This window comes from Paraburkholderia sp. GAS448 (assembly GCF_050435685.1).
Classification (GTDB): domain Bacteria; phylum Pseudomonadota; class Gammaproteobacteria; order Burkholderiales; family Burkholderiaceae; genus Paraburkholderia.
In genome coordinates this window covers 40930-64222 of record NZ_JBNDKT010000007.1, presented here as the reverse complement: position 1 = coordinate 64222, position 23293 = coordinate 40930, and the positions used below count along the sequence as shown (strand labels likewise).

At 62.0% G+C, this 23293-nt stretch carries 23 protein-coding genes; 7 read left to right on the top strand and 16 right to left on the bottom strand.

Going from position 1 to position 23293, the window contains the following annotated elements; all coding sequences use genetic code 11:
- Positions 1–27: 27 nt before the first annotated feature.
- The 8 genes from P3T23_RS15470 to P3T23_RS15435 form a co-directional block, all read right to left on the bottom strand.
- Complete coding sequence (locus P3T23_RS15470; RefSeq protein WP_429317041.1) at positions 28–1227, bottom strand: acyl-CoA dehydrogenase family protein; 1200 nt, start codon at positions 1225–1227, stop codon at positions 28–30.
- Between the two features lie 71 nt (positions 1228–1298).
- On the bottom strand, positions 1299–2441 hold the full coding sequence (locus P3T23_RS15465) for a CaiB/BaiF CoA transferase family protein (protein ID WP_429317040.1): 1143 nt from the start codon (positions 2439–2441) through the stop codon (positions 1299–1301).
- A 2-nt stretch (positions 2442–2443) separates the two neighbouring features.
- On the bottom strand, positions 2444–3298 hold the full coding sequence (locus P3T23_RS15460; RefSeq protein WP_429317039.1) for an SDR family oxidoreductase: 855 nt from the start codon (positions 3296–3298) through the stop codon (positions 2444–2446).
- Positions 3299–3386: 88 nt separating this feature from the next.
- Entirely contained in the window at positions 3387–4238 is an 852-nt protein-coding gene (locus P3T23_RS15455; protein ID WP_429317038.1) for an enoyl-CoA hydratase/isomerase family protein, read from the bottom strand.
- Positions 4239–4255: 17 nt separating this feature from the next.
- Positions 4256–5062 carry an enoyl-CoA hydratase/isomerase family protein gene (locus P3T23_RS15450; protein ID WP_429317037.1) on the bottom strand — a complete coding sequence of 269 codons (807 nt, stop codon included), beginning with the start codon at positions 5060–5062 and terminating at the stop codon, positions 4256–4258.
- A gap of 12 nt (positions 5063–5074) precedes the next feature.
- On the bottom strand, positions 5075–5875 hold the full coding sequence (locus P3T23_RS15445; protein WP_429317036.1) for an enoyl-CoA hydratase/isomerase family protein: 801 nt from the start codon (positions 5873–5875) through the stop codon (positions 5075–5077).
- Positions 5876–5954: 79 nt separating this feature from the next.
- Positions 5955–7106, bottom strand: a complete 1152-nt coding sequence (locus tag P3T23_RS15440; protein ID WP_429317035.1) for a thiolase — start codon at positions 7104–7106, stop codon at positions 5955–5957.
- Between the two features lie 60 nt (positions 7107–7166).
- On the bottom strand, positions 7167–7532 hold the full coding sequence (locus P3T23_RS15435) for a Zn-ribbon domain-containing OB-fold protein (RefSeq protein ID WP_429317034.1): 366 nt from the start codon (positions 7530–7532) through the stop codon (positions 7167–7169).
- 393 nt (positions 7533–7925) lie between these two features.
- On the opposite strand from P3T23_RS15435, the gene P3T23_RS15430 reads away from it, so the two are divergent.
- From P3T23_RS15430 to P3T23_RS15410, 5 genes are read left to right on the top strand one after another with little or no spacing between them, the layout of a single operon-like run.
- Positions 7926–9089 carry an acyl-CoA dehydrogenase family protein gene (locus P3T23_RS15430; protein WP_429317033.1) on the top strand — a complete coding sequence of 388 codons (1164 nt, stop codon included), beginning with the start codon at positions 7926–7928 and terminating at the stop codon, positions 9087–9089.
- A gap of 54 nt (positions 9090–9143) precedes the next feature.
- Entirely contained in the window at positions 9144–9620 is a 477-nt protein-coding gene (locus tag P3T23_RS15425; protein ID WP_429317032.1) for a MaoC family dehydratase, read from the top strand.
- Between the two features lie 2 nt (positions 9621–9622).
- Positions 9623–10876: a CaiB/BaiF CoA transferase family protein gene (locus P3T23_RS15420; RefSeq protein ID WP_429317031.1), complete on the top strand. Its 1254-nt coding sequence runs from the start codon at positions 9623–9625 to the stop codon at positions 10874–10876.
- Positions 10877–10919: 43 nt separating this feature from the next.
- On the top strand, positions 10920–11684 hold the full coding sequence (locus P3T23_RS15415) for an SDR family oxidoreductase (RefSeq protein WP_429317030.1): 765 nt from the start codon (positions 10920–10922) through the stop codon (positions 11682–11684).
- A gap of 42 nt (positions 11685–11726) precedes the next feature.
- Complete coding sequence (locus P3T23_RS15410; protein ID WP_429317029.1) at positions 11727–12503, top strand: enoyl-CoA hydratase-related protein; 777 nt, start codon at positions 11727–11729, stop codon at positions 12501–12503.
- Positions 12504–12662: 159 nt separating this feature from the next.
- Here P3T23_RS15410 and P3T23_RS15405 read toward each other — a convergent pair whose 3' ends face one another.
- The 3 genes from P3T23_RS15405 to P3T23_RS15395 all read right to left on the bottom strand — a co-directional run bounded on the left by P3T23_RS15405 (position 12663) and on the right by P3T23_RS15395 (position 17059).
- The gene (locus P3T23_RS15405) at positions 12663–13823 is read right to left on the bottom strand and encodes an acyl-CoA dehydrogenase family protein (protein ID WP_429317028.1); all 1161 of its coding nucleotides are present in this window, start codon (positions 13821–13823) and stop codon (positions 12663–12665) included.
- An 84-nt stretch (positions 13824–13907) separates the two neighbouring features.
- Positions 13908–15119 (bottom strand): acyl-CoA dehydrogenase family protein, encoded by a 1212-nt coding sequence (locus P3T23_RS15400; RefSeq protein ID WP_429317027.1) that lies wholly within the window; start codon positions 15117–15119, stop codon positions 13908–13910.
- Positions 15120–15145: 26 nt separating this feature from the next.
- Positions 15146–17059, bottom strand: coding sequence for an AMP-binding protein (locus P3T23_RS15395; protein WP_429317026.1), 1914 nt, complete (start codon positions 17057–17059; stop codon positions 15146–15148).
- 361 nt (positions 17060–17420) lie between these two features.
- Here P3T23_RS15395 and bktB point away from each other — a divergent pair, with 361 nt between their 5' ends.
- Entirely contained in the window at positions 17421–18602 is a 1182-nt protein-coding gene (gene bktB / locus P3T23_RS15390) for a beta-ketothiolase BktB (protein ID WP_429317025.1), read from the top strand.
- Between the two features lie 61 nt (positions 18603–18663).
- Here bktB and P3T23_RS15385 read toward each other — a convergent pair whose 3' ends face one another.
- Positions 18664–19056, bottom strand: coding sequence for a carboxymuconolactone decarboxylase family protein (locus tag P3T23_RS15385; protein ID WP_429317024.1), 393 nt, complete (start codon positions 19054–19056; stop codon positions 18664–18666).
- A 45-nt stretch (positions 19057–19101) separates the two neighbouring features.
- Positions 19102–20103: an NAD(P)H-dependent flavin oxidoreductase gene (locus P3T23_RS15380; protein WP_429317023.1), complete on the bottom strand. Its 1002-nt coding sequence runs from the start codon at positions 20101–20103 to the stop codon at positions 19102–19104.
- Positions 20104–20354: 251 nt separating this feature from the next.
- On the opposite strand from P3T23_RS15380, the gene folE reads away from it, so the two are divergent.
- Positions 20355–20987, top strand: a complete 633-nt coding sequence (folE, locus tag P3T23_RS15375; protein WP_429317022.1) for a GTP cyclohydrolase I FolE — start codon at positions 20355–20357, stop codon at positions 20985–20987.
- A 222-nt stretch (positions 20988–21209) separates the two neighbouring features.
- Here folE and P3T23_RS15370 read toward each other — a convergent pair whose 3' ends face one another.
- From P3T23_RS15370 to P3T23_RS15360, 3 genes are all read right to left on the bottom strand, one after another.
- A complete protein-coding gene (locus tag P3T23_RS15370) occupies positions 21210–21539 on the bottom strand; it encodes a nuclear transport factor 2 family protein (RefSeq protein ID WP_429317021.1) in 330 nt (109 codons plus the stop codon).
- Between the two features lie 10 nt (positions 21540–21549).
- Entirely contained in the window at positions 21550–21813 is a 264-nt protein-coding gene (locus P3T23_RS15365; protein ID WP_429317020.1) for a hypothetical protein, read from the bottom strand.
- Between the two features lie 675 nt (positions 21814–22488).
- The gene (locus P3T23_RS15360; protein WP_429317019.1) at positions 22489–23277 is read right to left on the bottom strand and encodes an SDR family NAD(P)-dependent oxidoreductase; all 789 of its coding nucleotides are present in this window, start codon (positions 23275–23277) and stop codon (positions 22489–22491) included.
- Positions 23278–23293 lie beyond the last annotated feature (16 nt).

The window sequence follows — 23293 nt, the reverse complement described above, 5'->3', positions numbered from 1 at the left end:
GATGCTTCTCCTCGTTTCGATTGACGCTCAAAGCCCGAGAACGGACTTGGCGAGGATGTTTTTCTGGATCTCGTTCGATCCACCCACAATCGAAACGTGACGCGCAAAATAGTGATTCGGCGCGATGGTCAGCGCCCAGTCCGGCTCGCGGATCGGCTCGCCCAGGCCACGCAGGAAGTCGAGATCGAGCGGTAGTGCGTCGGCGCCGGCCACTTCCAGAAGAAGTTCGGCCGAGCGTTGCTGCAACTCCGAACCCTTGATCTTCAGGATCGACGTCTTCGGGTCCGGCACATGACTGCCCCGTGCGGAGCTTTCGGCGATCACCCGCATCTGGGTGATTTCCAGCGCCTTCAGTTCGACTTCGATCGCCGCCACGCGCTCGCGGAACTGCGGCTGATCCCACAGCACACCATCGCCGCACGGCGTGCGTTTTGCGAGGTCTTTGGCGTGCCGGATTCGCATCTTCGACACACCCACACGGGCGATTCCGCTGCGCTCGTTACCGAGCAGATACTTGGCGTAGTCCCAACCCTTGTTTTCTTCGCCGATCCGGTTCGCCACCGGTACGCGCACGTTATCGAAGAACACCTCGTTGGTTTCGTGATGGCCGTCGATGGTGATGATCGGGCGCACGCTCAGACCGGGCGTCTTCATATCGATCAGCAAATACGTGATGCCTTGCTGCTTCTTCGCACTCGCGTCGGTCCGCACAAGGCAGAACATCCAGTCCGCGTGATGCGCCGTGGAGGTCCACAACTTCTGGCCATTGATCACATAATGGTCGCCTTCGCGAACGGCCTGGGTGCGCAGCGCGGCCAGATCCGAGCCGGCGCCTGGCTCCGAAAAGCCCTGACAGAACCAGTATTCGAGGCTCGCGATTTGCGGCAGAAAAGCGCGTTTCTGCTCGTCGCTGCCGAACGCAATCAGCACCGGCCCGATCATGTTGACGTTGAACGACAGCGGCTCCGGCGCGGGCGCCATATGCAGCTCTTCCTTGAAGATGTACTGCTGCACCGCGCTCCAGCCCATTCCGCCCCATACCTTGTCCCACGCGGGCGTCGCCCAGCCGCGCTGGTACAGAATGCGCTGCCAGCGACGCAGGTCGGCGGCCGAGTAGCGCTGACCCAGCGCTGCCTTGCGACGGATGTCTTCCGGCAAAGCTTCCTTGAAAAAGGCTCTCACCTCCTCGCGGAAGGCCAGCTCTTCATCGGTATATCGCAGATCCATGAGTGTCTCGTCTCGACTCGTTGCGGCGGCGCGTGCGGCCGTCCATCCTTTTTGTCTCGCTCATCAGCCTCTCAGGCCAACGTCCCTGCTTGCTTCAGTTGGTTGATGGTGTGCGCGTCGAGCCAGACCGATAACGCGGCATCCAGCGCAGCCGGATCAGGTGCTTCCGGCGGCGTCGGCGGCGCAGGCACAGTCGCCGAAAAACGCGGCGCGGGCGCAGGCTGCACGATTCCATCCACTTCGATAAACGTTCCCCGCGCCTTCAGATGCGGATGCTCAGGCGCTTCGCACCACGACAGGACCGGCGCGAAACACGCATCGGAATGCTCGAGCAGGGTGGTCCACTGGGCGCGGCTGCGAGTCTTGAACTTCAGCGCGAACAAGGCGCGCGCGGCCGGCCAGTTGTGCTGATCGAGCTGGGCGCCGAGCGTGTCCGGCGCGATCTCGAGCAAACCCAGCAGTTGCAGATAGAACTTGTCTTCGATCGGACCCACCGTGATCCACTTGCCGTCGGCACATTCGTAGACATCGTAGAAATGTGAGCCAGAGTCGGTGATATTGGTGCCGCGCTGCTCGCTCCAGATACCCGCCGCCTGCATGCCGAAAAAGGTCGTGGCGAGATTCGCCGTGCCGTCGACGATCGCCGCATCCACCACCTGACCCGTGCCGCCATCGCGGGCATGAAGGATGGCGGCCAGCAGGCCCATCGCCAGATATAGCGAGCCGCCCGCGTAGTCGCCAATCAGGTTTAGCGGAATCGAGGGCGGCTGGTCGAAGCGGCCGATCGCGTTCAGCACACCCGTGATGGCGATGTAGTTCAGATCGTGACCCGCATACTGCGCAAGCGGCCCCTCCTGCCCCCAGCCGGTAATACGCCCGTAGACCAGCTTCGGATTGCGCTTAAGACACACTTGCGGCCCGAGTCCCAGACGCTCGGTCACACCAGGACGAAAGCCTTCGATCAAGGCGTCGGCATTTTCCACCAGCGTCAGTACGAGTTCGATCGCGGCCGGATCCTTCAGATTGAGCGCAACCGTCTTGCGATTGCGCAGCAGCAGGTTGTAACGCAAGGGACGCTCGATACCCAGTTTGACCGGTTGCCGCCGGTCGATGCGCAGCACCGTCGCGCCGAGGTCGGCGAGCAGCATTGCGCACATCGGGCCCGGTCCGACGCCGGCCAGTTCGATAATCTTGACGCCAGCGAGCGGCCCCATGGTCAGCTCTTGCGCGCATGAGCACGCATGGCGTCCCACTGCTCGTCGCTCCAGTCCTGCATGGCGCGGAAGGTGGGGCCGCCAACGCCCTGCATCCAGCGACCGCCGTCGATTACGATCATGTCGCCGGTGATGTAGCCGGAACCATCCGAGGCCAGGTACGCGTACAGATCGGCCAGTTCGGCATGGTCGCCGAAGCGCCGCAACGGCACGCTGCGATCCTGCGGTTCGACCTGTGAGCCCGGCGGATAGAGTTGTTCCCAGGCGCCTTCGGTCGGAAAGAGACCCGGCGCCACCGCGTTCAGGCGTATCCCCTTCGGCCCCCATTCGACCGCAAGACTGCGCGTCATGGCGAGCACGCCGGCCTTTGCCGCCGCCGACGGGACAGTGAAAGCCGAACCGGTCATGGTCGGTGTGGAAACCGTGCTGATCACGTTGCCTTTGCGGCCGGCCTCGATCCAGCGCTTGCCCGCCGCGATCGTGCAATAAAAACTTCCGTGCAGCACGATGTCGAGCACAGCATCCACCGCGCGCGCCGAGAGCGTTTCGGTACGCGCGATGAAGTTGGCGGCGGCGTTGTTGAGCAGCAGGTCAAGCGGGCTGGACTGCCAGATGGTGTCCATCATCGCTTCCACCGACTCGGCGCTGCGCACGTCGGCGGCGATCGTCGTGACCTGCGCACCGCTGATAGCGGAGCGAAATTCGTCGGCGGTGGCGTCGAGCACTTCCTTGCGGCGCCCGCAGATCACCAGCTCCGCGCCGAGTTCCAGATAGCGCCGGCCAATACTCTTACCGAGGCCGGTACCGCCGCCGGTGATCAGAATCTTCTTGTTCTTGAGCAGATCGGGTGTGAACATGGTCGGTGTACTTCCGTAAAATCCAGTGGCCGGAAACAAGGGGCGACACAACGAACGCAAAGGCGAAACGGCGCACCCGCCGGGACGCTCAGGTGCCGGTGAAAACGGGGTTGCGCTTCTCCATGAACGCGGCCACAGCTTCTGTGTGGTCGCCAGTCTGACGCGTCAACGGATTCAAATCGACTTCCAGCCGCCACGCGTCTTCGATCGAGTTGCCTGCGTTGACGAGGCTCGCCTTCAACAGCGCCAGCGTAACGGGCGGATAACTGGCGAAGCGCGCAGCCTGCTGGATTGCCGCGTCGAGCGCGCCGCCCGCCTCGGTGGTCTGGTTGACAAGGCCGATGCGCAACGCCGTCGCCGCATCGATCACTTGCGCTTTCAACATCAATTCGCGCGCCTTGCCGCCGCCGACCTTCTGCGGCAAGGTCCAAAGCAGCCCGGTGTCAGGCAGCAAACCCACCTTGGCGAAGGCACAGCAATATTTCGCCTCATTGCTACTCACGGCGAGATCGCACGCGGCAGCCAGCGATAGCCCGGCGCCGAAGCAGGTGCCCTCGACCGCAGCGACGACCGGCTTGGTGCCGGTGTAGATCAACCGGAACAGACGCACGCCCACTGCAATGCGTTCGCGCAGTTCAAGCAGCGTAGGCGTGAAATCCTGCATTTCGGCGAGGTCGCCACCCGCGCAAAAATGGCCGCCCGCGCCGGTCAGTACGATCGCGCGCGTCGCGGCGTCTTCGTGCACGAGGTGCTGGAAGACATCGATCAGCGCAACGCGCATCTTTATCGAGAACGCATTGCGGCGTTGCGGATAGTTCATTGTGACGACCGCCACGTCGCCCTCGCGGCGCACCTGCACGATGTCGTTCAGATCGTCCGTGCCCGGCTGGCCGCCCGCGCCGCTTGTGCCGCCCAGTGCTTCATTTCGCTCGACACTCATCGGAGCCTCCTCAAGCTTCATTGACCGGTAAAGGCCGGCGTGCTCTTGTCGAAAAACGCCTGGCAAGCGGCCTGGTGGTCTTTGGACTGGCGCAGCACTGGCTGATAGTCGATCTCCGCACGCAACGCTGCATCCATCGTGGTGGCGCCGTCGGTCAGCGCCGCCTTCAGCAGCGCCACGCCAAGCGGTGGACGAGCGGCGAGGCCGCGGGCCACTTCGACCGCGGCAGCGAGTGCCGCGCCCGGCTCGACGACCTCGTTCGCGAGACCCATCTCACCGGCCCTGACGCCATCGATCTCCGTCGCGAGCGACAGCATCTCTCTGGCGCGCGCCATGCCGATTTTTTCGGGGAGCGTCCACAGAATGCCAGTGTCGGGAATCAGCCCGACCCGCAGAAAAGCCGCACAAAAGCGCGCGTTCGACGCCGCCACCACGTAATCGGTGGCCACCGCCAGCGACAGCCCCGCGCCGAACGCCACGCCTTCGACAGCGGCCACGACCGGCTTCGCGCCCGCCAGCATGTCACGCACCACGACGCACGATTCAACCAGAATCTCGCGGCTTTGCAGGATGGTCCGCTGCGTCATTTCAGAGATATCGGCACCGGCGCAGAAGTGCTCGCCCGCACCGGTGAGCACGATCGCGCGCGAGTCAGGATCGGCCGTCAGCAGGCAGTGCATCGTGTCGCGCAGCGACTGACGCATCTGCCGCCCCATCGCATTGCGGCGCCCAGGATTGTTCAGCGTGACAATCGCCACCGAGCCATCCCGGGTCACTTCGATCGACGCGGACGCGTTTCTCTTATCCGAATGCTTCTCGCTCATGATGTGCATCCCCTAGTCAGCCACGAATACCGGTTTGCGCTTGTCCATGAAGGCGCTGACGGCCTCGCGATGTTCACGGCTACGGCGCAGGATGGGCTGCAGATTGACCTCAGTTTCGATCGCTTCATCGAGGGTGCGGATACCGGTCGCCAGCGCCGCTTTGAGATGCGCCGTGGCCACCGCCGGCAGCGCGGCATACTGGCGGGCGACGTCCAGCGCCGCGGCAAGCGTCTGCCCAGGCTCGACGACCTGATTGGCAAAACCGATCTGCAAGGCTTCCGTGCCGTTGAATTCGCGGGCGCTCAGCATCAGCTCGCGCGCCCGTCCGCCGCCGATGCGTTGCGCGAGGGACCAGTAAAGACCTGTATCAGGCATCAATCCGACCTTGACGAATGCACTCGAATAACGCGCCGCTGATGAGCTGACCACCATGTCGCATGCGGCGGCGAGCGAAAGGCCCGCGCCAAACGCACACCCCTCGACGGCCGCGACGATGGCCTTCGGCCCAGACACCATCAGCTTGAAGATCTCGAGCGGCAGCTGGTTGCGCTCGCGGTATTCGAGCACCTTGCGCGGCTTCATCTCCGAGATGTCGCCGCCCGCGCAGAACGTGTTGCCGGCACCTGTCAGCACGATCGCCCGGCAACCGTCCTCGTGGTGCATCAAGTGATGCAGACGGTCGTACAACGTCTCGCGCATCTTCAGCGAAAACGCGTTGCGCCGTTCGGGGTAGTTCAGGGTGACGACTGCGATCGCCCCGTCATGCTGGACCTGCACGATCTGTGTCGCGTCGCCGGTGGCCTGTTCGCTCATCTGTCTGTCTCCTGTTGACCGGGACCGCTGGATCGGTGCGCTGCCTGCGTGGCGAGGGGCACGGGCCCGCTGGCGCCGGTCACAACGTTTCTTCGGTACCGAGAATCACGGTAGCCTGGCTCGACAATACGCCACCATTGCCATGCGCGACGGCAAGCCGCGCGCCCGGCACCTGGCGCTCTCCAGCACGACCTGTCAGCTGCCGCAGCGATTCTTCGATCAGAAACAACCCGTACATGCCTGGATGCACGCACGACAAACCGCCGCCGTTCGTGTTGACCGCCAGACGGCCGCCAGGCGCGATCCCGCCATCGGAGACGAAGCGGCCGCCCTCGCCTTTCGGGCAAAAGCCGAGATCCTCGAGGAAAAGAATCGTGTTGATCGTAAATGCGTCGTAAAGCATTGCGACATCGATCTCGCTGGCGCTGACGCCCGCCATCGCATAGGCGCGTCGCCCTGATTCTTTGGCCGCCGTCACGGTCAGATCGGGCATGTTCGCGATCTCGCGATGCGACGTGGCTGAAGCCGCGCCGAGCAGATACACCGGCTTGTCAGTCAGGTCGCGCGCCCGTTCGGCGCGCACCATCACGACCGCCGCCGCGCCATCGGTGACGAGGCAACAGTCGCGCACGGAGAGCGGATCGGATACGAGGCGCGCGCCCAACACATCGTCGATCGACAACGGGGTATGCACGAAGGCTTCGGGATTGAGCTGGGCCCACTTGCGCGCCGCGACTGCCACTTCGGCAAGATCCCTGCGGGTTGTGCCGTATTGGTGCATATGCCGGGCCGCGGCCAGCGCATACGACGACACGGGGTTCATCGGCTTATACGGGGTTTCCCACGGCGAAGGGCGCGATGATTGCACCAGCTTGCCCGACGCGCTGCGCTGATTGCTGCCATAAGCAATCAGCGCGACGTCGATCTGGCCGGTGACCAGCGCCATGGCTGCCGTGTGCGCGTAGATCTCGAACGCCGAGCCGCCGCTGCGGTTGTTGTCGGTGAACGTGGGGTGGATGCCGAGATACTCCGCGAATGTCAGGCCCGACAACATGTCGTCGGGCGTGCAGACAAACAGGCCGTCGACATCGCCTGGCGACAGCCCGACCTGCGCCAGTGCATCGACCGATGCCCGCGCCGCCAGATCCAGCGACGACATCCCCGGCGCCTCGCCGATTCCGTATGTCGTGCCTGCCACCAGCGCGGTACGTCCACGTAAGTTGAATTCCATGCGATCTGTCTCTCGTCGATGCAGCGGCTGCCTTCCGCGCATGCTGCCGGTTAGCCGGCCTCAGACTGGCTCGAAGACGACCAGCGGCGCGTCGTCCCTATATACGATCTTCGCCTGAACGGGCATGCCAATGCGCACCGCATCCGGTTCAACCCCTTCGACACAACTGATCATCCGCACCCCTTCGTCGAGGTCGATCAACGCGACGTTGTAACTCGGCGTGGGTGCCTTCTGCCTCACCACCGTGGTGGAGTAAACCGTGCCCCGCCCGCACGCTTCTACCCATTCGAGATCGCGCGCACCCGTGACCGGCTCGGCCACCCGTGGGTAGAACACGTGGCGGCCGCTGCTGCGGCTGCGCTGGATCATCAGGCGGCCTTCGGCCAGAAACTTCTGATAGTCGACTTCGGGACAAACAGACTCCATTTCCCGCTCCTCCAATGAATTCCGCCACGGGCCTTGATGCCGAACCCAGCCGTTACACCAGCCTCCAACCAAAAACAATCAAATACCCGAACACTGTTCCACATCATAAACGCGCAGAAACTGCCATGTCAACCTCCGCTAACGGCCGTCGCGCGCCGCCCGACAAGGCTCTCACTACATCTGAACAAGGCCCGGAGCGCACTACGGGCAAACCCCTGTCCACGCGACATCGCGCTTGACGAGCCCCAAGTCATCGTTTACTTTATCGAACATCGTTCAGTATTTTGAAGAGCCTGGGATCAAGGAAACAGCTTGAGCGTGCGTTGCATCAATACGCGCCTTCGAATGCTGCTTACGTATCGGGCCTCGCACCATTCGCAAGAGACTTACAACGTGACTTATCAACTGACAGACGATCAGATTCAGATCCGCGATCTGATACGGCGCGTCGCAACGGAACGGGTAGCGCCGCGCGCGGACGCAATTGACCGCAGCGCCGAGTATCCGCACGACATGTACGCGTTGCTTAAGGAACTGGGCCTGTTCACGCTGCCGTTTCCCGAGGCGTACGGCGGCGCCGGCAGCGTGATGTCCGCCTGCATCGCCGTCGAGGAATTCGGGCGCGTTTGCTACAACACGGGTTATCTGCTGGTCGTGCAATGGACGCCGTTCGGCGCGATTCTGGAAGGCGGCACAGAAGAGCAGAAGGCGCGCCTGCTGCCTGGGCTTGCCTCAGGCGAACTGCGTGGCGCGCTTTCCATCACCGAATCGCAGAGCGGTTCGGACGTCTCGGGTATCCGCACCACGGCACGCCGCCACAAAGACGGCTACGTGCTGAACGGCTCGAAGATCTGGTGCACCAATTCGCATATCGCCGACTTCATGCTGGTAGCGGCGAAAACGCTCGATGAAGAGGGCAATCCGCTCGGCATCAACCTGTTCATCGTCGATCGCAAGACACCCGGCCTCACGATCGGCCGCGAGGAAGACAAGATGGGCGCGCGCGGTGTCGCTTCCTGCCCGCTCTTCTTCGACGACGCTTTGATCAGCACCGACAACCGGCTCGGCCCCGAAGGCGGGCAAGGCTTCAAGGTGGCGATGGAAGCGCTCAATACCAGCCGTCCGATCGTGGCGGCACGCGCGGTGGGTATCGCGCAGGGCGCGATCGATCACACCATCCGTTTCATTCAGGACCGCGTCGCGTTCGGGCAAACCATCAGCAACTTCCAGGGCGTGCGCTGGATGGTGGCCGACATGGTCACACAGACCGAAGCCGCGCGCCAGCTCGTTTATCACACGGCATCTCTGGTGGACGCTGGCATGACCGGACGCGAGCTGGCGCCGATGGCGGCGATGGCGAAGCTGTTCGCCTCCGACGTCGCGATGAAAGTCGCCACCGACGCCGTGCAGTTGTTCGGTGCAGCGGGTATCTCGAACGAATACCCGATCAACCGCTATTTCCGTGACGCCAAGGTGGTACAGATCATCGAGGGGACCAACCAGATCCAGCGAAACATAGTCGCGGACAGCGTCCTCGGACGCGTCAAGAAAAACTGAGCAACGCGTCCTGACCCTAACGGCACGCGACAACGACAGAAAAAGGACAGGCAAATGGAAGAAATCGAAACAGTTGGATTGGGGATTCATTGGGAAGATCTGCCCGTCGGTCGCAGATTCAAGACCGTTGGTCGTACGGTGACCGAAGCGGATGTCGTCAATTTCGTTTCGGTCACGGGCATGCTCGAAGTGCTGTTCACCAACACTGAATTTCTGAAAGAGACATCCGCCATCAAAGGCCGGGTCGCACCGGGCGCACTGGTGTTTACGTTTATCGAAGGACTGCTAACACAGGCGACGATGCAAGGCGTGGGCTTTGCATTCCTGAACATGGAACTCGATATCAAGGGTCCGACCTTCGTGGGCGACACGGTTCATGCCGAATGCGAAGTGATCGAATGCAGGGCCAGCAATGGGCGTCCGGGGCTGGGACTGGTGCGCACGCGCAACCGGGTGTTCAAGCAGGACGGCTCGGAAGTCATGGTCTATACCCCCCTGCGGCTGGTAAAGGGAAAAAATTACAAGGGCTGACCATGCACACCCCACAGCAACCTCTGGATCTGCCAACTGGCCCGCTGAGCGGTGTGCGCGTCATCGATCTGACAATTAATGTGCTGGGGCCCGTCGCCACGCAGCTGCTGGGCGACATGGGCGCGGACGTCATCAAGATCGAGCCGCCGGAGGGCGACCAGAACCGCAAGAACGGCCCTGGCCGCAACCCGGATATGGCGGTGTTCTACACGATCATGAACCGTAACAAGCGGAGCGTGTCGCTGAACCTGAAGCTGGCCGAATGTCGAGAAGCGGTGCTACGCCTCGCAGAGACCGCGGATGTCTTCATTCACAGCATGCGGCCCAGCGCGGCGAAGCGTCTCGGAATCGACTACGAAAGCATCAAGGCACGCAATCCGCGGATCATTTATGCGTCGGGACCGGGCTATCGTCCTGACGGCCCCTACAAGGACCGCCCCGCTTTCGACGACGTCATCCAGGGCGAAACCGGCATTGCCGCCATGAATCGCGATGCCAACGGCTCGCCGCGCTATTTCCCCACCGTGATCGTCGACAAGTTCTGCGGTTACGTGCTGGCCTCATCAGTGAGCATGGCGCTGTACCACCGCGAACGCACCGGTCTCGGGCAGTGCGTGCAGGTGCCGATGTTCGAAACCATGCTGCAGTTCAATCTGTTCGAACATCTGTGGGAAGGCGCGCTGGGCTCGGCCGACGGCAAGGGCATCGGTTATACGCGGATGTTCTCGCCTCACCGGCGGCCCTATGCGACCAAGGACGGCCATCTCTGCCTGCTGGCGGTCAACAACGATCAATGGCGGCGCGTGCTATGCGCGATCGACGCAGCCCATCTGCTCGAAGACCCGCGCTTTTGCCACATGGCTGACCGCATGCGCAATATCAACGAGCTATACCGCGTCGTCAGCGAGGCAATCCAGACCCGTACCACGGCCGAGTGGAACGCCATCTTCGCGGCAGCCGACGTGCCACACGGTCCGGTGCGCGAGCTGAACGACCTGATGCAGGACGAGTACATCAAGGAGACGGGGTTCTTCCAGCACTACGAGCACCCGACGGAAGGCGACATGGTCATGACTTCGATCCCTGTGCACTTCTCCGAGTCGCCGGGCAACGTGCGCTACCTGCCGCCGAATCTGGGCGAGCACAGCATCGAAGTCCTCCTTGAGGCCGGATATACCGCAAGCGAGGCCGCGAGGCTCAGTGGCCGCGTGCCGGTCGAGACGACGGCCGCCCCCGAAACTATCACCAAGGCTTGACGGGCGCCGAGGCGCCCCGCTACATCATGCGAGGAATCCGAAAATGAAAGGTCTGAAGAACAAGGTCGTGGTAGTCACTGGCGGTGCGGGAGGCATCGGCACCGCCATCTGCAAACGCTTCGGCGAAGAAGGCTCCATCGTCGCGCTGTTCGACCTCAACACCGAAAGTGCCGGGCGAATAGTGGCTGAAATCGAATCTGCCGGCGGCAAGGCTCGCGCGTATCGTGTCGACATCACCGACCACGAAGGGGTGAATGCGGCTGTCGCGCAAGTCGAAGCAGAACTCGGTCCGATCGAGATGCTCGTCAACAACGCGGGCTGGGACATGGGCGCCTTTTTCCTCCAGACCGAGAAGCCGTTCTGGGACAAGGTGGTCGCCATCAATCTGTACGGCCCGCTCAATATGCATCACGCCGTCCTCAAGCGCATGGCCGAACGCGGCCGCGGGAAGGTCGTGAATATTTCCTCGGACGCCGGCCGCGTCGGTTCGTCGATGGAGGCGGTGTACTCGTTCTGCAAGGGCGGCATCATCGCCTTTTCGAAGACCATGGCGCGTGAAATGGCGAGGCAGCAGATTCCCATCAACGTCGTATGTCCCGGTCCCACTGCCACCGCGTTGCTCGACAACCTGGCACAGGGCGAAAAAGGCGATCGTATCAAGGCCGCGCTGGTAAAGGCCGTGCCGTTCGGGCGCATGGGCGAACCGGGCGATATCGCCGGAACGGTCGCCTTCCTCTCCAGCGACGATGCCGCGTTCATCACCGGTCAGGTGATCAGCATCTCCGGCGGCCTGACGATGGCAGGCTGAACGCCGCTTTCCGCTTATTCAACCAGCAACCGGAACATCCCCATGGAATTTCAGGACATTCTCTATCGCGAAGCCGACGGCGTCGCGACGATCACCATCAACCGCCCGAAGGTCTACAACGCGTTTAACGCCAATACCTGCGAGGAACTGATCAAGGCATTCGGCAAGGCGGGATGGAACAAGGATATTGGCGTCGTCGTGCTGACCGGCGCGGGTGAAAAAGCCTTCTGCACGGGTGGCGACCAGTCCGGCGATGGTTACGGCGGCCGCGGCACGGTCGGGCTGCCCATCGAAGAACTGCAAAGCATTATTCGCGACATTCCCAAACCGGTTATCGCACGTGTGAACGGCTATGCGATCGGCGGGGGCAATGTGCTCGTCACGATCTGCGACCTCGCCATCGCATCGGAAACGGCGATCTTCGGTCAGGTCGGCCCCAAGGTGGGATCGGTCGACCCGGGATTCGGTACGGCGTACCTTGCACGCATCATCGGCGAAAAGCGGGCGCGCGAGATCTGGTATCTGTGCCGCAAATACAGCGCGAAAGAAGCGCTCGAATGGGGCTTGATCAATGCCGCTGTGCCGCCGGACCAGCTCGATTCCGAAACGAAGAAATGGTGTGACGAGATCCTGCAGATGAGTCCGACCGCCATCGCGCTTGCCAAGCGGTCATTCAATATCGATAGCGAAAACATCCGCGGTATCGGCGCTTTCGCAATGCAGGCGCTGGCACTTTACTACGACACCGACGAATCGAAGGAAGGCGGCAATGCGTTCCGTGAGAAGCGCAAGCCGGAGTTCCGCAAATATGTGAAGTAAGGGTTGTTCGACGTATTGAGGGCGGTTGTCGGCAACGCCGCCTTCATGCCTTGCCGATACGGCATCGAACGGCTACGCGGCAGGCAGCCGTGAGCACCGTAGTTCTTGAACGGCGTCGAAGCCGGTCAAAGACACTAGCACGCGCCCCCCGCTTTCCCGCTATGCAACCAGGGCGCGCGCTTCCACCTGAATCTGGCGGGCATAGCGATTCAGGTGATACTCCATGTTGCCGAACAGCACATCGACGATCAGCATCCGCCGGTAGTGATGGCCGACCTTGTACTCATCGGTGATGCCGTAGCCGCCGTGCAACTGAATGCCCTGCTGGGTGACGAATTTGCCGCTCCTGATAGTCTGGGCCTTGCAACCCGACACCTCCACGCTGCGCGTCCCGCCGTCTTCGGTCAGTGCGCGTAGCGCCCGATGCAGCGTCGCCCTCCCCTGCATGGCATCAATCGCCATATCGGCAATCCGGTGCTGCAGTGCCTGAAAGCTGCCAATGGGAACCCCGAACTGCTTGCGCGTCTTCAGGTATTCGGACGTCAGTTCGACCGTGTCGTCGATATCGCCCACCAACTCGGCACACGTCGCGACGACGGCTTCGTCGACCGCCGCCTGCAGGCCCTCGATAGCCTCACCGGGTGTGCCAAGCGCGGCTGCCGCGTCAACCGTCACGCCGCCGAGGACCAGGTCGGCGGCAGGCGTGCCGTCTAGCAAATGGTATGGCTCGAGCGTCACGCCGGCCGCATGCGGATCGACTACAAAGAGCCCAAGGCCGGCGTCATCGCGCACGCCGCCGGCGACACGTGCAACGACGATCAGGCGATCCGCCAACGGCGCGCCGACTACCAGCGTCTTGTGGCCATCGAGGCGCCATGCACCATCCGGCACGAGCCGCGCTGTAGTGGCCGCGTGCGACACGACGCCTCTCGCTTCACGCTCGCTGTGCGCGACGGCAATCACCGTTTCGCCGGAGATGATCTCTGCCAGCAACGCGTCGCGCTGTTGGCCGTTCGCGCAACGGCTAACGAGCGCGGCTGGGAACACGCCGCACATCACATAGGGTTCCAGTACCAGCGCGCGCCCGAGTTGCTCCGCGATGAGCGCGCCTTCCACCGGCGTAAAGCCGAGGCCACCGAATGCTTCGGGTACCGCCACGCCGAGCCACCCCATCTCGCCGAACGTGCGCCACATGTCGCGCGAAAAGCCGTTTCCACGAGCCGCCAGTTTGCGACGATGCTCGAACGTGTAGTTCTTTTGCACGAAGCGCTGTGCGCTGTCCTGCAACATCTGCTGTTCGTCGCTCAGATCAAAGTTCATGCTGCGTCCTTTCCTGCCCGCCGGAGGCCAGAGCAGTGATGTCGTATCAATCAAGTGACTCGCGCTATTGCGTCCCGTCAGACGTCACAGCCCGAACAGCGCCTTGGCGATGATGTTCCGCTGGATTTCAGCCGTGCCGCCGTAGATCGTGCAGGCGCGCCGGTAGAACACCTCAGCCGCGAGACCCGGCGCGTAATCCGGTCCCACGAAGCTTTGTTCTCGCAGCGCGCGTTCTTCGTTCGGATCGGCATAGAACACCGCGCCGTAATCGCCGATCACTTCAAGCAGCATCTCGGTCAGCTTCTGATGCAACTCGGAGCCCCGCACCTTGAGCATCGAACCGATCGCCATGCCGCCGCTGCGCTCGTCGAGACGCTGATGCAGGATTTTCTGCACCGCCATGTCGATGGCGAGCACTTCGAGTTCGTATTGAGCGAGTCGTACCGCGAACGTCGGATCTTCGATCAGGGGCGCGCCGCCCGCACGCTCACGCATCGCGTAGTGGCGGATCTTGCGCAGATAGCGCTTCAGTGCCGGCGCTTCGGCGCCAAGGAAAGCGCGCTCATTGAACAGCAGGAACTTGGTGTAACTCCAGCCCTTGTTTTCTTCGCCGATCAGATTCTCCACCGGCACGCGCACGTTGTCGTAAAACACTTCGGCGAGATGGTTGCAACCGTCGAGGGTCACAATCGGACGGACGGTCACGCCTGGTGACTTCATGTCGAGCAGCAGAAAGGAAATGCCCCTCTGCGGCTTGGCTTCAGAATCGGTCCGGACCAGCACGAAATTCCACTGACCGTAGCTGCCAAAACTGGTCCAGATTTTCTGGCCGTTGACGACGTAGTGATCGCCGTCGCGAACGGCCGTCGTCCGCAGCGATGCGAGGTCAGAACCCGATCCAGGCTCGGAAAAGCCCTGGGTCCAGAACACTTCGCCACGCTGGATCGGCGGCAGGAAGCGGCGCTTCTGCTCTTCGTTACCGAACTCGCAGATCACTGGCCCAACCAGCGATACGCCCGCCTGATTCTGCGCAGGCGCGCCCGCCAGATAGCACTCTTCCTCGAAGATATAGCGTTGCGCCGCGCTCCACCCCGTGCCGCCGAGGTTCGCCGGCCAGGGCGGCACCGACCAGCCACGCGTTTCGTGCAGGATGCGGGTCCAGCGCAGCGCGTCGTCGTCGCCAGCGAGAAAGCCCTGCTGGCCACGCCAGGCAAGATCAGGAGGCAAATGCGCCTGCAGAAAATCCTGCACCCCTTTGCGGAAGGCTTTGTCAGCGGGATCGACGTGAAAGTCCATCGTGTGGTTTCCTATGATTCAATTCGTCAGATCTGGCGAGCCGCGCTCGCAGAACTGCCGCTCCGGCCCACCAGCGTGCGGGGCGTGGGGACCGCTTCATACAGTTCAGTCACCACGTCGCGTCTTCGCGCGAGGACGTTGGCCTGACTGATGGCGCCTTTTGCGCTCAATTCGCCGTTGTCGAGCGTGGCTGTCTCGCTTTCGAGCGCGATCCGCACAATCCGGCTCGAACTACCGCCGGGACGTGTCGCCAGCGTGTCGAGCCCGCGCTGGAAGTGCTCACGCACGCCGGCGCTGCTGACGATCTGGTCCGCGTCCGGCATGGGCTCGAGCAGGTCGTCGCACAATGCCCGGCACGCTTCCAGGTCAGGAAAAACCAGCGCAGTGAGAAAGTCCCGATCATGGCCGGCAATCACAACGTCCCGCGCGTAAGGTGAAAACACGTTCAATGCGACGAGGCGCAGTTCGGCCACGTTCACCCAGGTGCCCGAGGACAGCTTGAAGTTTTCGGCGAGGCGACCATCGAAGCGCAACCCCCTCTCCGGATGCTGCGGATCGATGAACGCGCCGGCATCGCCTGAACAGAAATAGCCGTCTTCGTCGAACGACGCGGCAGTCCGCTTGGGATCCTTCCAGTAGCCCGGCGTCACGCAGTCGCCCGCATAGCGGATCTCCAGCTTCGCCCCCACCGGCACCACCTTGACCTTGACGCCTGGCACCGGAAGCCCGGCAATCGCTTCCCGGCGCGGATCCCAAGCCGCCGACATCGGCGTGGGCCCGGCTTCGGTGCCGCCAAGCCCGGACATGATCAGCACGCGCTGGCCGATCGTCTTGACGGCAAGCTCGTCGAGTGCGGCCCAGATGTATTCCGGCAGACTGGCGCCGCCGTAGTAGATCAACACCAGCTTGCTGAAGAAGTTGCTCCGCAGCGCATCGTCGGCGCGCAGGTGCGGAATCAGCGCCGCCAGTCCTTGAGGTGTATTCAGGTAGATGACCGGCGCAATCTCCCGCAACGCTTCAACCGTCGGACCAATCTGCTCCGGAGTGGGCTTGCCGGGATCCATGTAGTACGTCCCGCCGCCGTAAAGCACCATGCCGAAGTTATGCGTGCCGCCAAAAGTGTGATGCCACGGAAGCCAGTCCACCAGCACGGGCGGCGCATCCTGAAGAAACGCGAAGGTCTGGGCGACCTGCTGCCGGTTGCTGCACAACATGCGCTGCGAGTAAATCACGCCCTTCGGCGCTCCGGTCGTACCGGACGTGAACATGATCTTGCCGACCGTATCGGGGCCGACGTTAGCAAACGCTTCATCGACAGCAGAGCTAACGGGCGTCGCAAGCCAGTCGGAAAAGAGCGAGGCCGCGCGTCCTTCTGGCAGCGTGCCGCTCACGAGGCATTCAACCTCGCCGAACACTTCGCGCAACGCGCGGCCGTAAAGCGCGCCATCGTCCGCAAACACCAGACCCGGCGCGCACACTGCGGCGAGATGTTTCAGCTTGGAGAAGTCCTCGGACAGCAACGAATAAGCTGACGTAACCGGCACATAGGGCACGCCGACGTGCAGCGCCGCCAGCGCGAGCAGCGCATGTTCGAAACTGCGATCCGAGAGGATCATCAGCGGCTTGCCGGGCGACAGGCCTCGAGCAAGCAGCGCCTCCCCGAGCGAACGTGCGCCGTCGAGCGCCTGCCGGTACGTCAGATGCTCCCAACTGGCGCCATCGGCTGATCGCCGCGCAAGCAATGGCCGCTCAGGCGCGACCCTGGCCCAATGCACAAGCCGCTCAGTCAGCCGCGCCGGGTAGGGCTCAAGCGCTTCCTCCAGTTCATAGACCACGCTCCCGTCAGGACGCCGTTCAACGGTGGCCTTCGTACCGCCAAGGCGCAGCGGTCGAAATGGCACATCCATCAAAGCGTCGTGTGAAAGCAGTCCTGCATTCATCTCCGTCATCCTGTCGTCAGCTTGTCCTGCTCGTATGCTCACCACTCTCCGCGCCTTTTCCGAACTCTTCTCTGCAACAAACATACGAACCAATATATGAACAATGATCACGTTTAAGAACAAGAATATCGCGAAATCGTGCCGGCGTCTATCCGGCCTCACCCGGCGTAAGCGGCTGCCAGAGCCGCGCTTGCTGTGTCCGCCGATAGGCGGACGTGCGCGCCCCAGTCTCGCGAGCTTCTAACGCTTCGGCCACAAACGGCCCATGGACATTTGGTCAAAACTAGACTAATTTATGAACATCGTTCGTATTTTCAAACGCTTGATGTGTGCTGTTACCCCACCTGTCCGGGAGAGCGGAATGCGGAGAGAAGTCATAATTGCAAGCAGCGTTCGCACTGCGATCGGCGATTTCGGGGGCGCGCTGGCCTCCGTCGGGCCGACGCAACTGGGTGCGACTGTCGTTCGTGAAGTCCTCTCGCGAGCGGGCGTCGAGGGCGACGCAGTCGGCCACGTCGTGTTCGGCAACGTGATCCATACTGAACCGAAAGACATGTATCTCGCGCGGGTCGCGGCACTCGAAGGCGGGGTCAGTTCGGACGCGCCGGCACTGACGTTGAACCGCCTGTGTGGCTCGGGTCTGCAGGCCATCATTTCGGCTGCGCAGGCGATCTGGCTTGGCGACACAGATATGGCGATCGGCGGCGGCGCGGAAAACATGACGCGAGCGGCGTACCTCGCGACTGGCGCGCGCTGGGGTGCGCGCATGGGCGACATCCGCTTGATCGACATGATGGTCGGTGCGCTGACCGACCCCTTTAGCGCGTGCCACATGGGCGTGACTGCGGAGAACGTTGCGGCGAAATACGGCATCACCCGTGACGATCAGGACGCACTGGCCGTCGAGTCGCACCGTCGAGCCGGACGGGCGGTCGAAGCCGGGTATTTCAGGGAGCAGATTGTGCCTGTCGCGGTGCACACCAAGAAAGGCGCGACAATGTTCGAGCTCGATGAACATGTTCGCCCTACCACCACAGTTGACGAACTGGCGAAGCTTCGGCCCGCGTTTCAGAAGGACGGCACCGTGACAGCCGGCAACGCGTCCGGCCTCAACGACGGCGCCGCGGCCGTGCTGCTGATGGAGCAAGGCACGGCTGAAGCGCGCGGCATCCGCCCACTGGCGAGACTGGTGGCATACGCTCACGCCGGTGTCGATCCGCAATACATGGGCATGGGCCCTGTGCCTGCGACCCGCAAGGCACTCCAACGCGCCGGACTGACCGAAGCGGACCTCGACGTCATCGAAGCCAACGAAGCGTTCGCCGCGCAAGCCTGCGCCGTGGCAAAGGAACTTCAGTTCGACCCTGCCCGCGTCAACCCGAACGGCTCCGGTATTTCGCTCGGTCATCCGATCGGCGCGACGGGTGCGATGATTACCGTAAAAGCGCTCCATGAACTGCGGCGGATTGGCGGCCGCTATGCACTCGTGACCATGTGTATCGGCGGTGGTCAGGGTATCGCGGCCATCTTCGAGCGCGTCTGAACGCAACGGATAGCGAGGAGCGGCGCTTGCCGCCCCGCCGTTGCGCCTACCCTCGCGTCCGCTACTCCTGAACGGTTGCGACCCATTCACCCAGCACATCCTTGCAAGCCTTAAGCGCGATGCTCACTGCAGGAAAGCCGACGTACGGAATGGCATGCAGGACCACCTCTTCCAGTTCCTTCTCCGTCAAACCGTTCGCCAGCCCGATGCGCACATGATTGCTGAACTCCCAAGGCGTACGTTGTGCGATCAGCATGCCCAGCGTGACGAGGCTTCGCGAGCGGCGATCGAGGCCCGGCCGCGCCCATGCATCGCCAAACGCATTTTCAAGGGCGAGCGACGCTGCGTCGGCACCGAACCCGCCGGACGCGGCGGCGGCATCCATTGCACCCAGAAACTCCTCCCCCAACATTTCACGAACCACCTGACGTCCCTTCTCACGACTTTCTGACACGATCTGCTCCTTGTTCGTCACCAAAAGTTGTACTCAACTCTCCCTTCAAGCTGGAAACGCCGCTTCGCTACCGGTCTTGTCCATCATCGCGGCGAGCCGCGAGTGAATCAGATCGCGCGCCTGCGCGACCATGCGGGTCACGAGTTCGTCGCAGGTCGGAATATCGTGAATCAGGCCCATGGCGAGGCTCGCGGGAAACGTTCCATCGTCGGTGTCGCCGGTTTCGTAGACGCGTTTGCCGCGCTCGCCGCTCACGAGCGGCTTCAGATCCGCGAATGTCGTGCCGTCCTGGCGCTCCAGCTCAAGCACCTGCTCCGCCACGGCGTTACGAAAAATGCGCGAAGTATTCTTAAGCGACCGGAAAATCAACGCGGTCTTGCGTTCATCATGCTCCATCAACTGTCGCTTGACGTTGTCGTGAATCGGGGCTTCACGCGTCGCCATGAAGCGCGTGCCCATATTGATGCCATCCGCGCCAAGCGCCAGCGCCGCGACCATACCGCGCGCATCGGCAATGCCGCCCGACGCGAGCATCGGAATGCGAAGCTGCGCCGCCGCAGCCGGCAGTAAGACAAAGTTCGGCACGTCGTCCTCGCCAGGGTGTCCCGCACATTCAAAGCCATCGACGCTGACCGCGTCGCAGCCAATCGCTTCCGCCTTCAACGCGTGACGCACTGATGTGCACTTGTGGATCACCTTGATACCGGCGGCCTTGAAAGCAGGCATATAGGGCTCAGGATTCCGTCCAGCCGTCTCGACTATCTTTACCCCGCTCTCGACAATGGCCTGCACATACTCATCATACGGAACCGGCTTGATCGTCGGCAGGATAGTCAGGTTTACGGCAAACGGTTCGCTTGTCATCGACCTGACGCGCTTGATCTCGGCCCGTAAGGCGTCGGAAGTCGGCTGTGTCAGCGCGGTGATGGTGCCAAGCGCGCCGGCATTCGATACCGCCGATGCCAGTTCGGCACGCCCCACCCACATCATGCCGCCCTGCACTATCGGATAGCGAATTCCCAGTAGCTCAGTGATGCGTGTCTTCATGCTCTAGCCTCCGTGAAGCGATGTATTCCTCGCAATGCAACTGCAATCGGGCACAGGAAACCTGTCGAGGAGACATACGCCAACGCGTTCTTATTTACGAACATCGTGCAATTATATACACTTTCCATCACCCCGCCAACACTCACCATGTCGCGACCAGCCGCCACATGACGATTCAACCGGGCTGTTGCTCTCCGGGGCGTGGCTCGAGCCGGGAAACGTAACGTAACGCACGGATTCAGGGAGGCTTAGTGAACAAGCGAGACGACATCGGCAACAGGCCAGTCTCTGCCCGGCCATCGCAGGCAGAGGCGGAAGCCGCAGTTCGAACACTCATCAGATGGGCCGGGGACGATCCGTTGCGGGAAGGACTCGTGCAAACGCCGGGGCGAGTTGTGCGTGCATATACGGAGTTTTTTTCGGGTTATCTTTCGGACCCCATGGATATCCTGGCCACGACGTTTTCCGAGGTCGATGGCTACGACGAGATGGTCGTGTTGAAGGACATCCGTTTCGAAAGCTATTGTGAGCATCACATGGTGCCGATCATTGGACGCGCCCATGTCGCGTATTTGCCAGACCATCGGGTGGTGGGTATCTCGAAGCTGGCACGGCTCGTCGATACGTATGCGAAACGGTTACAGATTCAGGAGAAGATGACCGTGCAGATCGCAGATGCGCTGAACACGGTACTGCAGCCCAAAGGCGTCGGCGTGATTCTGGAAGCTGCGCATCAGTGCATGAGCACGCGCGGCGTACACAAGCCCGGAACCTCGCTGGTGACAAGCCGGATGCTCGGCGCATTTCGCGAAGACCCCTCGACTCGCCGAGAGTTTCTGTCGATCATTGGCAACGGCACGATGGCGCCGCTACCCAACACCTGAATGACGAAGTCGACCCGAGGGGTCGACTTCGCTCCTGGCGCGGTTGTCTGCAAACTGAATCGCGCCTGCCAGGAACTCTCTTCCTCCTCACTGCATTCCCTGCGCAGATACCCGGTTCCCGCGCCTTCAACGGCCGATCGAACGAAACATCGCTGCTATCACGCGTACTGTTTCCGTTACTCATCAACAGCTCGCGCCAGTCAGCGGGTTGACTGGCCGGCGTCAGTTCGTTGATCGCTTCCGATATACACACCCGAGCGGCAATCGCCCACACGCCTGCGCGTTTCTCGAAGCGGTCGATATTGCGGCCAACCGCGAGCGTGTCGGGTTTGGTGCGATTGTCGCCATAAAATGGTATCCGAAGGCCCAGTAGACAAATTCATCTGGATTCCCAATAAATGCGCCGTGATCATCGATCGCGTCCGGATGATATGCCGACAGCGTCAACTGCCGATCCATCCGGTCGACACCACGGCAGTAACGATGAATACAGTCGAGAATCGCCTGTCGTTCCAGCAGTTCTTGCAGCCCCTTCTCCAGTTCCGGAGTCATAGTCTCGCGCTTAACTGAGCACCGCGATGAAGAATACGGCTGCGCCGATCAGCGCACCGAGAAAGCAATACCCCTCGTTCGGACTGTCTTCGGCGCGCTCTCCATGTCGCGCGAGGCAACTGACCACACCGAAAAACGCCGCACCGCCCAGCACGACGAAAACCATGGCAACGTCGAAGATCGCCGAGCGGCCGAGTTCCTCCATCCGCCAGTCGCGTATCAGCAGATAGACGGCCGCCGCAACTATGGACAGGAGTAAGAGCGGGAGCATCATACGCCGCTCGTCAGCGGAAAGTTTGTGTGTAAGGCGAGTCATGAGCGTTCTCCTCCGAACGTATCCGCTGGACTCGGCGTGCCGCCGTTGAACCGCCTGTTTCGAAAGCGAACCGCGCTGACCTGGCGAAGCAACGAGGACAATCGCGAAGGTGCGGCGACCGCGGCGGCGGAACCCGCCGCGTGAACGTCTTCGCACGGTAACCCCGCGCCGACACGCTGGGCTTCAGAATGAAGCGAGTAGTCGGCAAGTGAACCGCATAAATCGCTATACAGGAGATACATCGTTTGTCTCCAATCGGGCGGGGCTTGGCGGATGCTCATGAGGCACCTCTTGACGTTCATCGTAGGCGAGGAAGTTCAGATATGCAACTATCCGTTCAATTATTCGGATCAGTGTTTTCACTACCTGTTTGCGCAGCGCCGCGCGCGCAGAACCACCCCAGATCCTGTTGCAGTGCGGCCCGGGGCACCCCGTGCACTGGTTACCCGATGCCACGGCGCCAAACAGGCGGAGCGACGTTTACGAACCGTCGACACATAAAAAAATCCCCGGCACCGTACTACCGGCACCGGGGATGAACGGACACCATACATAGGCTTCGCATGCTGTTCACAACACGAATAAAGCCGCCCGACCAATCGCGGCGGGCGTGACCGGTTACTCCGGCAACCGTCAGGAAACCTGGAATCCCCCATCGACGGCAAGCAACTGGCCGGTGACATAGTCGGCAGCGGGAGACGCAAAGAACAACACGGCACTTGCGATATCGGCGGCTACGCCAATGCGACCCAACGGCATGCGCCCCGGTTGCGTGATCGGCCCGTGTGCCTGATGCACTTTCGTCGATGCCGCTGCGCCCTCGGTCGCGACACCCCCTGGAAGTACGGCATTGACGCGGATCCGGTCTGCCGCGAATTCGAGCGCGGCGACCTTCGTCAGATTGTTCACGCCTGCCTTTGACGCGCCGTAATCTCCATTGTCGAAAATCACCGGTTGCAGCGATGCCACGGACGAAATATTGATGATCGATCCACCTGTCTTGCCTGCCTGCATCCGCTTAACTGCCTCGCGCATGCACAAGAACGTTCCACGCAGATTCACCCGCAATACCCAATCCCATTTCTCCGCCGACGTGTCGACGAAATTCGTCTTCGGATAGATTCCCGCGTTATTCACCAGTACATCGAGACGGCCGAGTCTGCCTTGCACTGTCTCGAACATCGCGACGATCGACTCTTCGTCGCCGATGTCAACGCTCACCGCGATCGCCTTACCCGATGTCTTTTCAATCTGCTCGACCGTTTGCTGCGCCCCATCTTCATTCAGATCGGCGGCGACGACGGTCGCTCCGGCCGACGCCAGCAATAGCGCCGTTTCCCGGCCGATACCTGAACCTGCGCCAGTCACCAGCGCAACCCGTCCGTCGAGGTTAAACAGGCTCGCCACATTCAATGTACTCACTACTCCTCCAATTGCT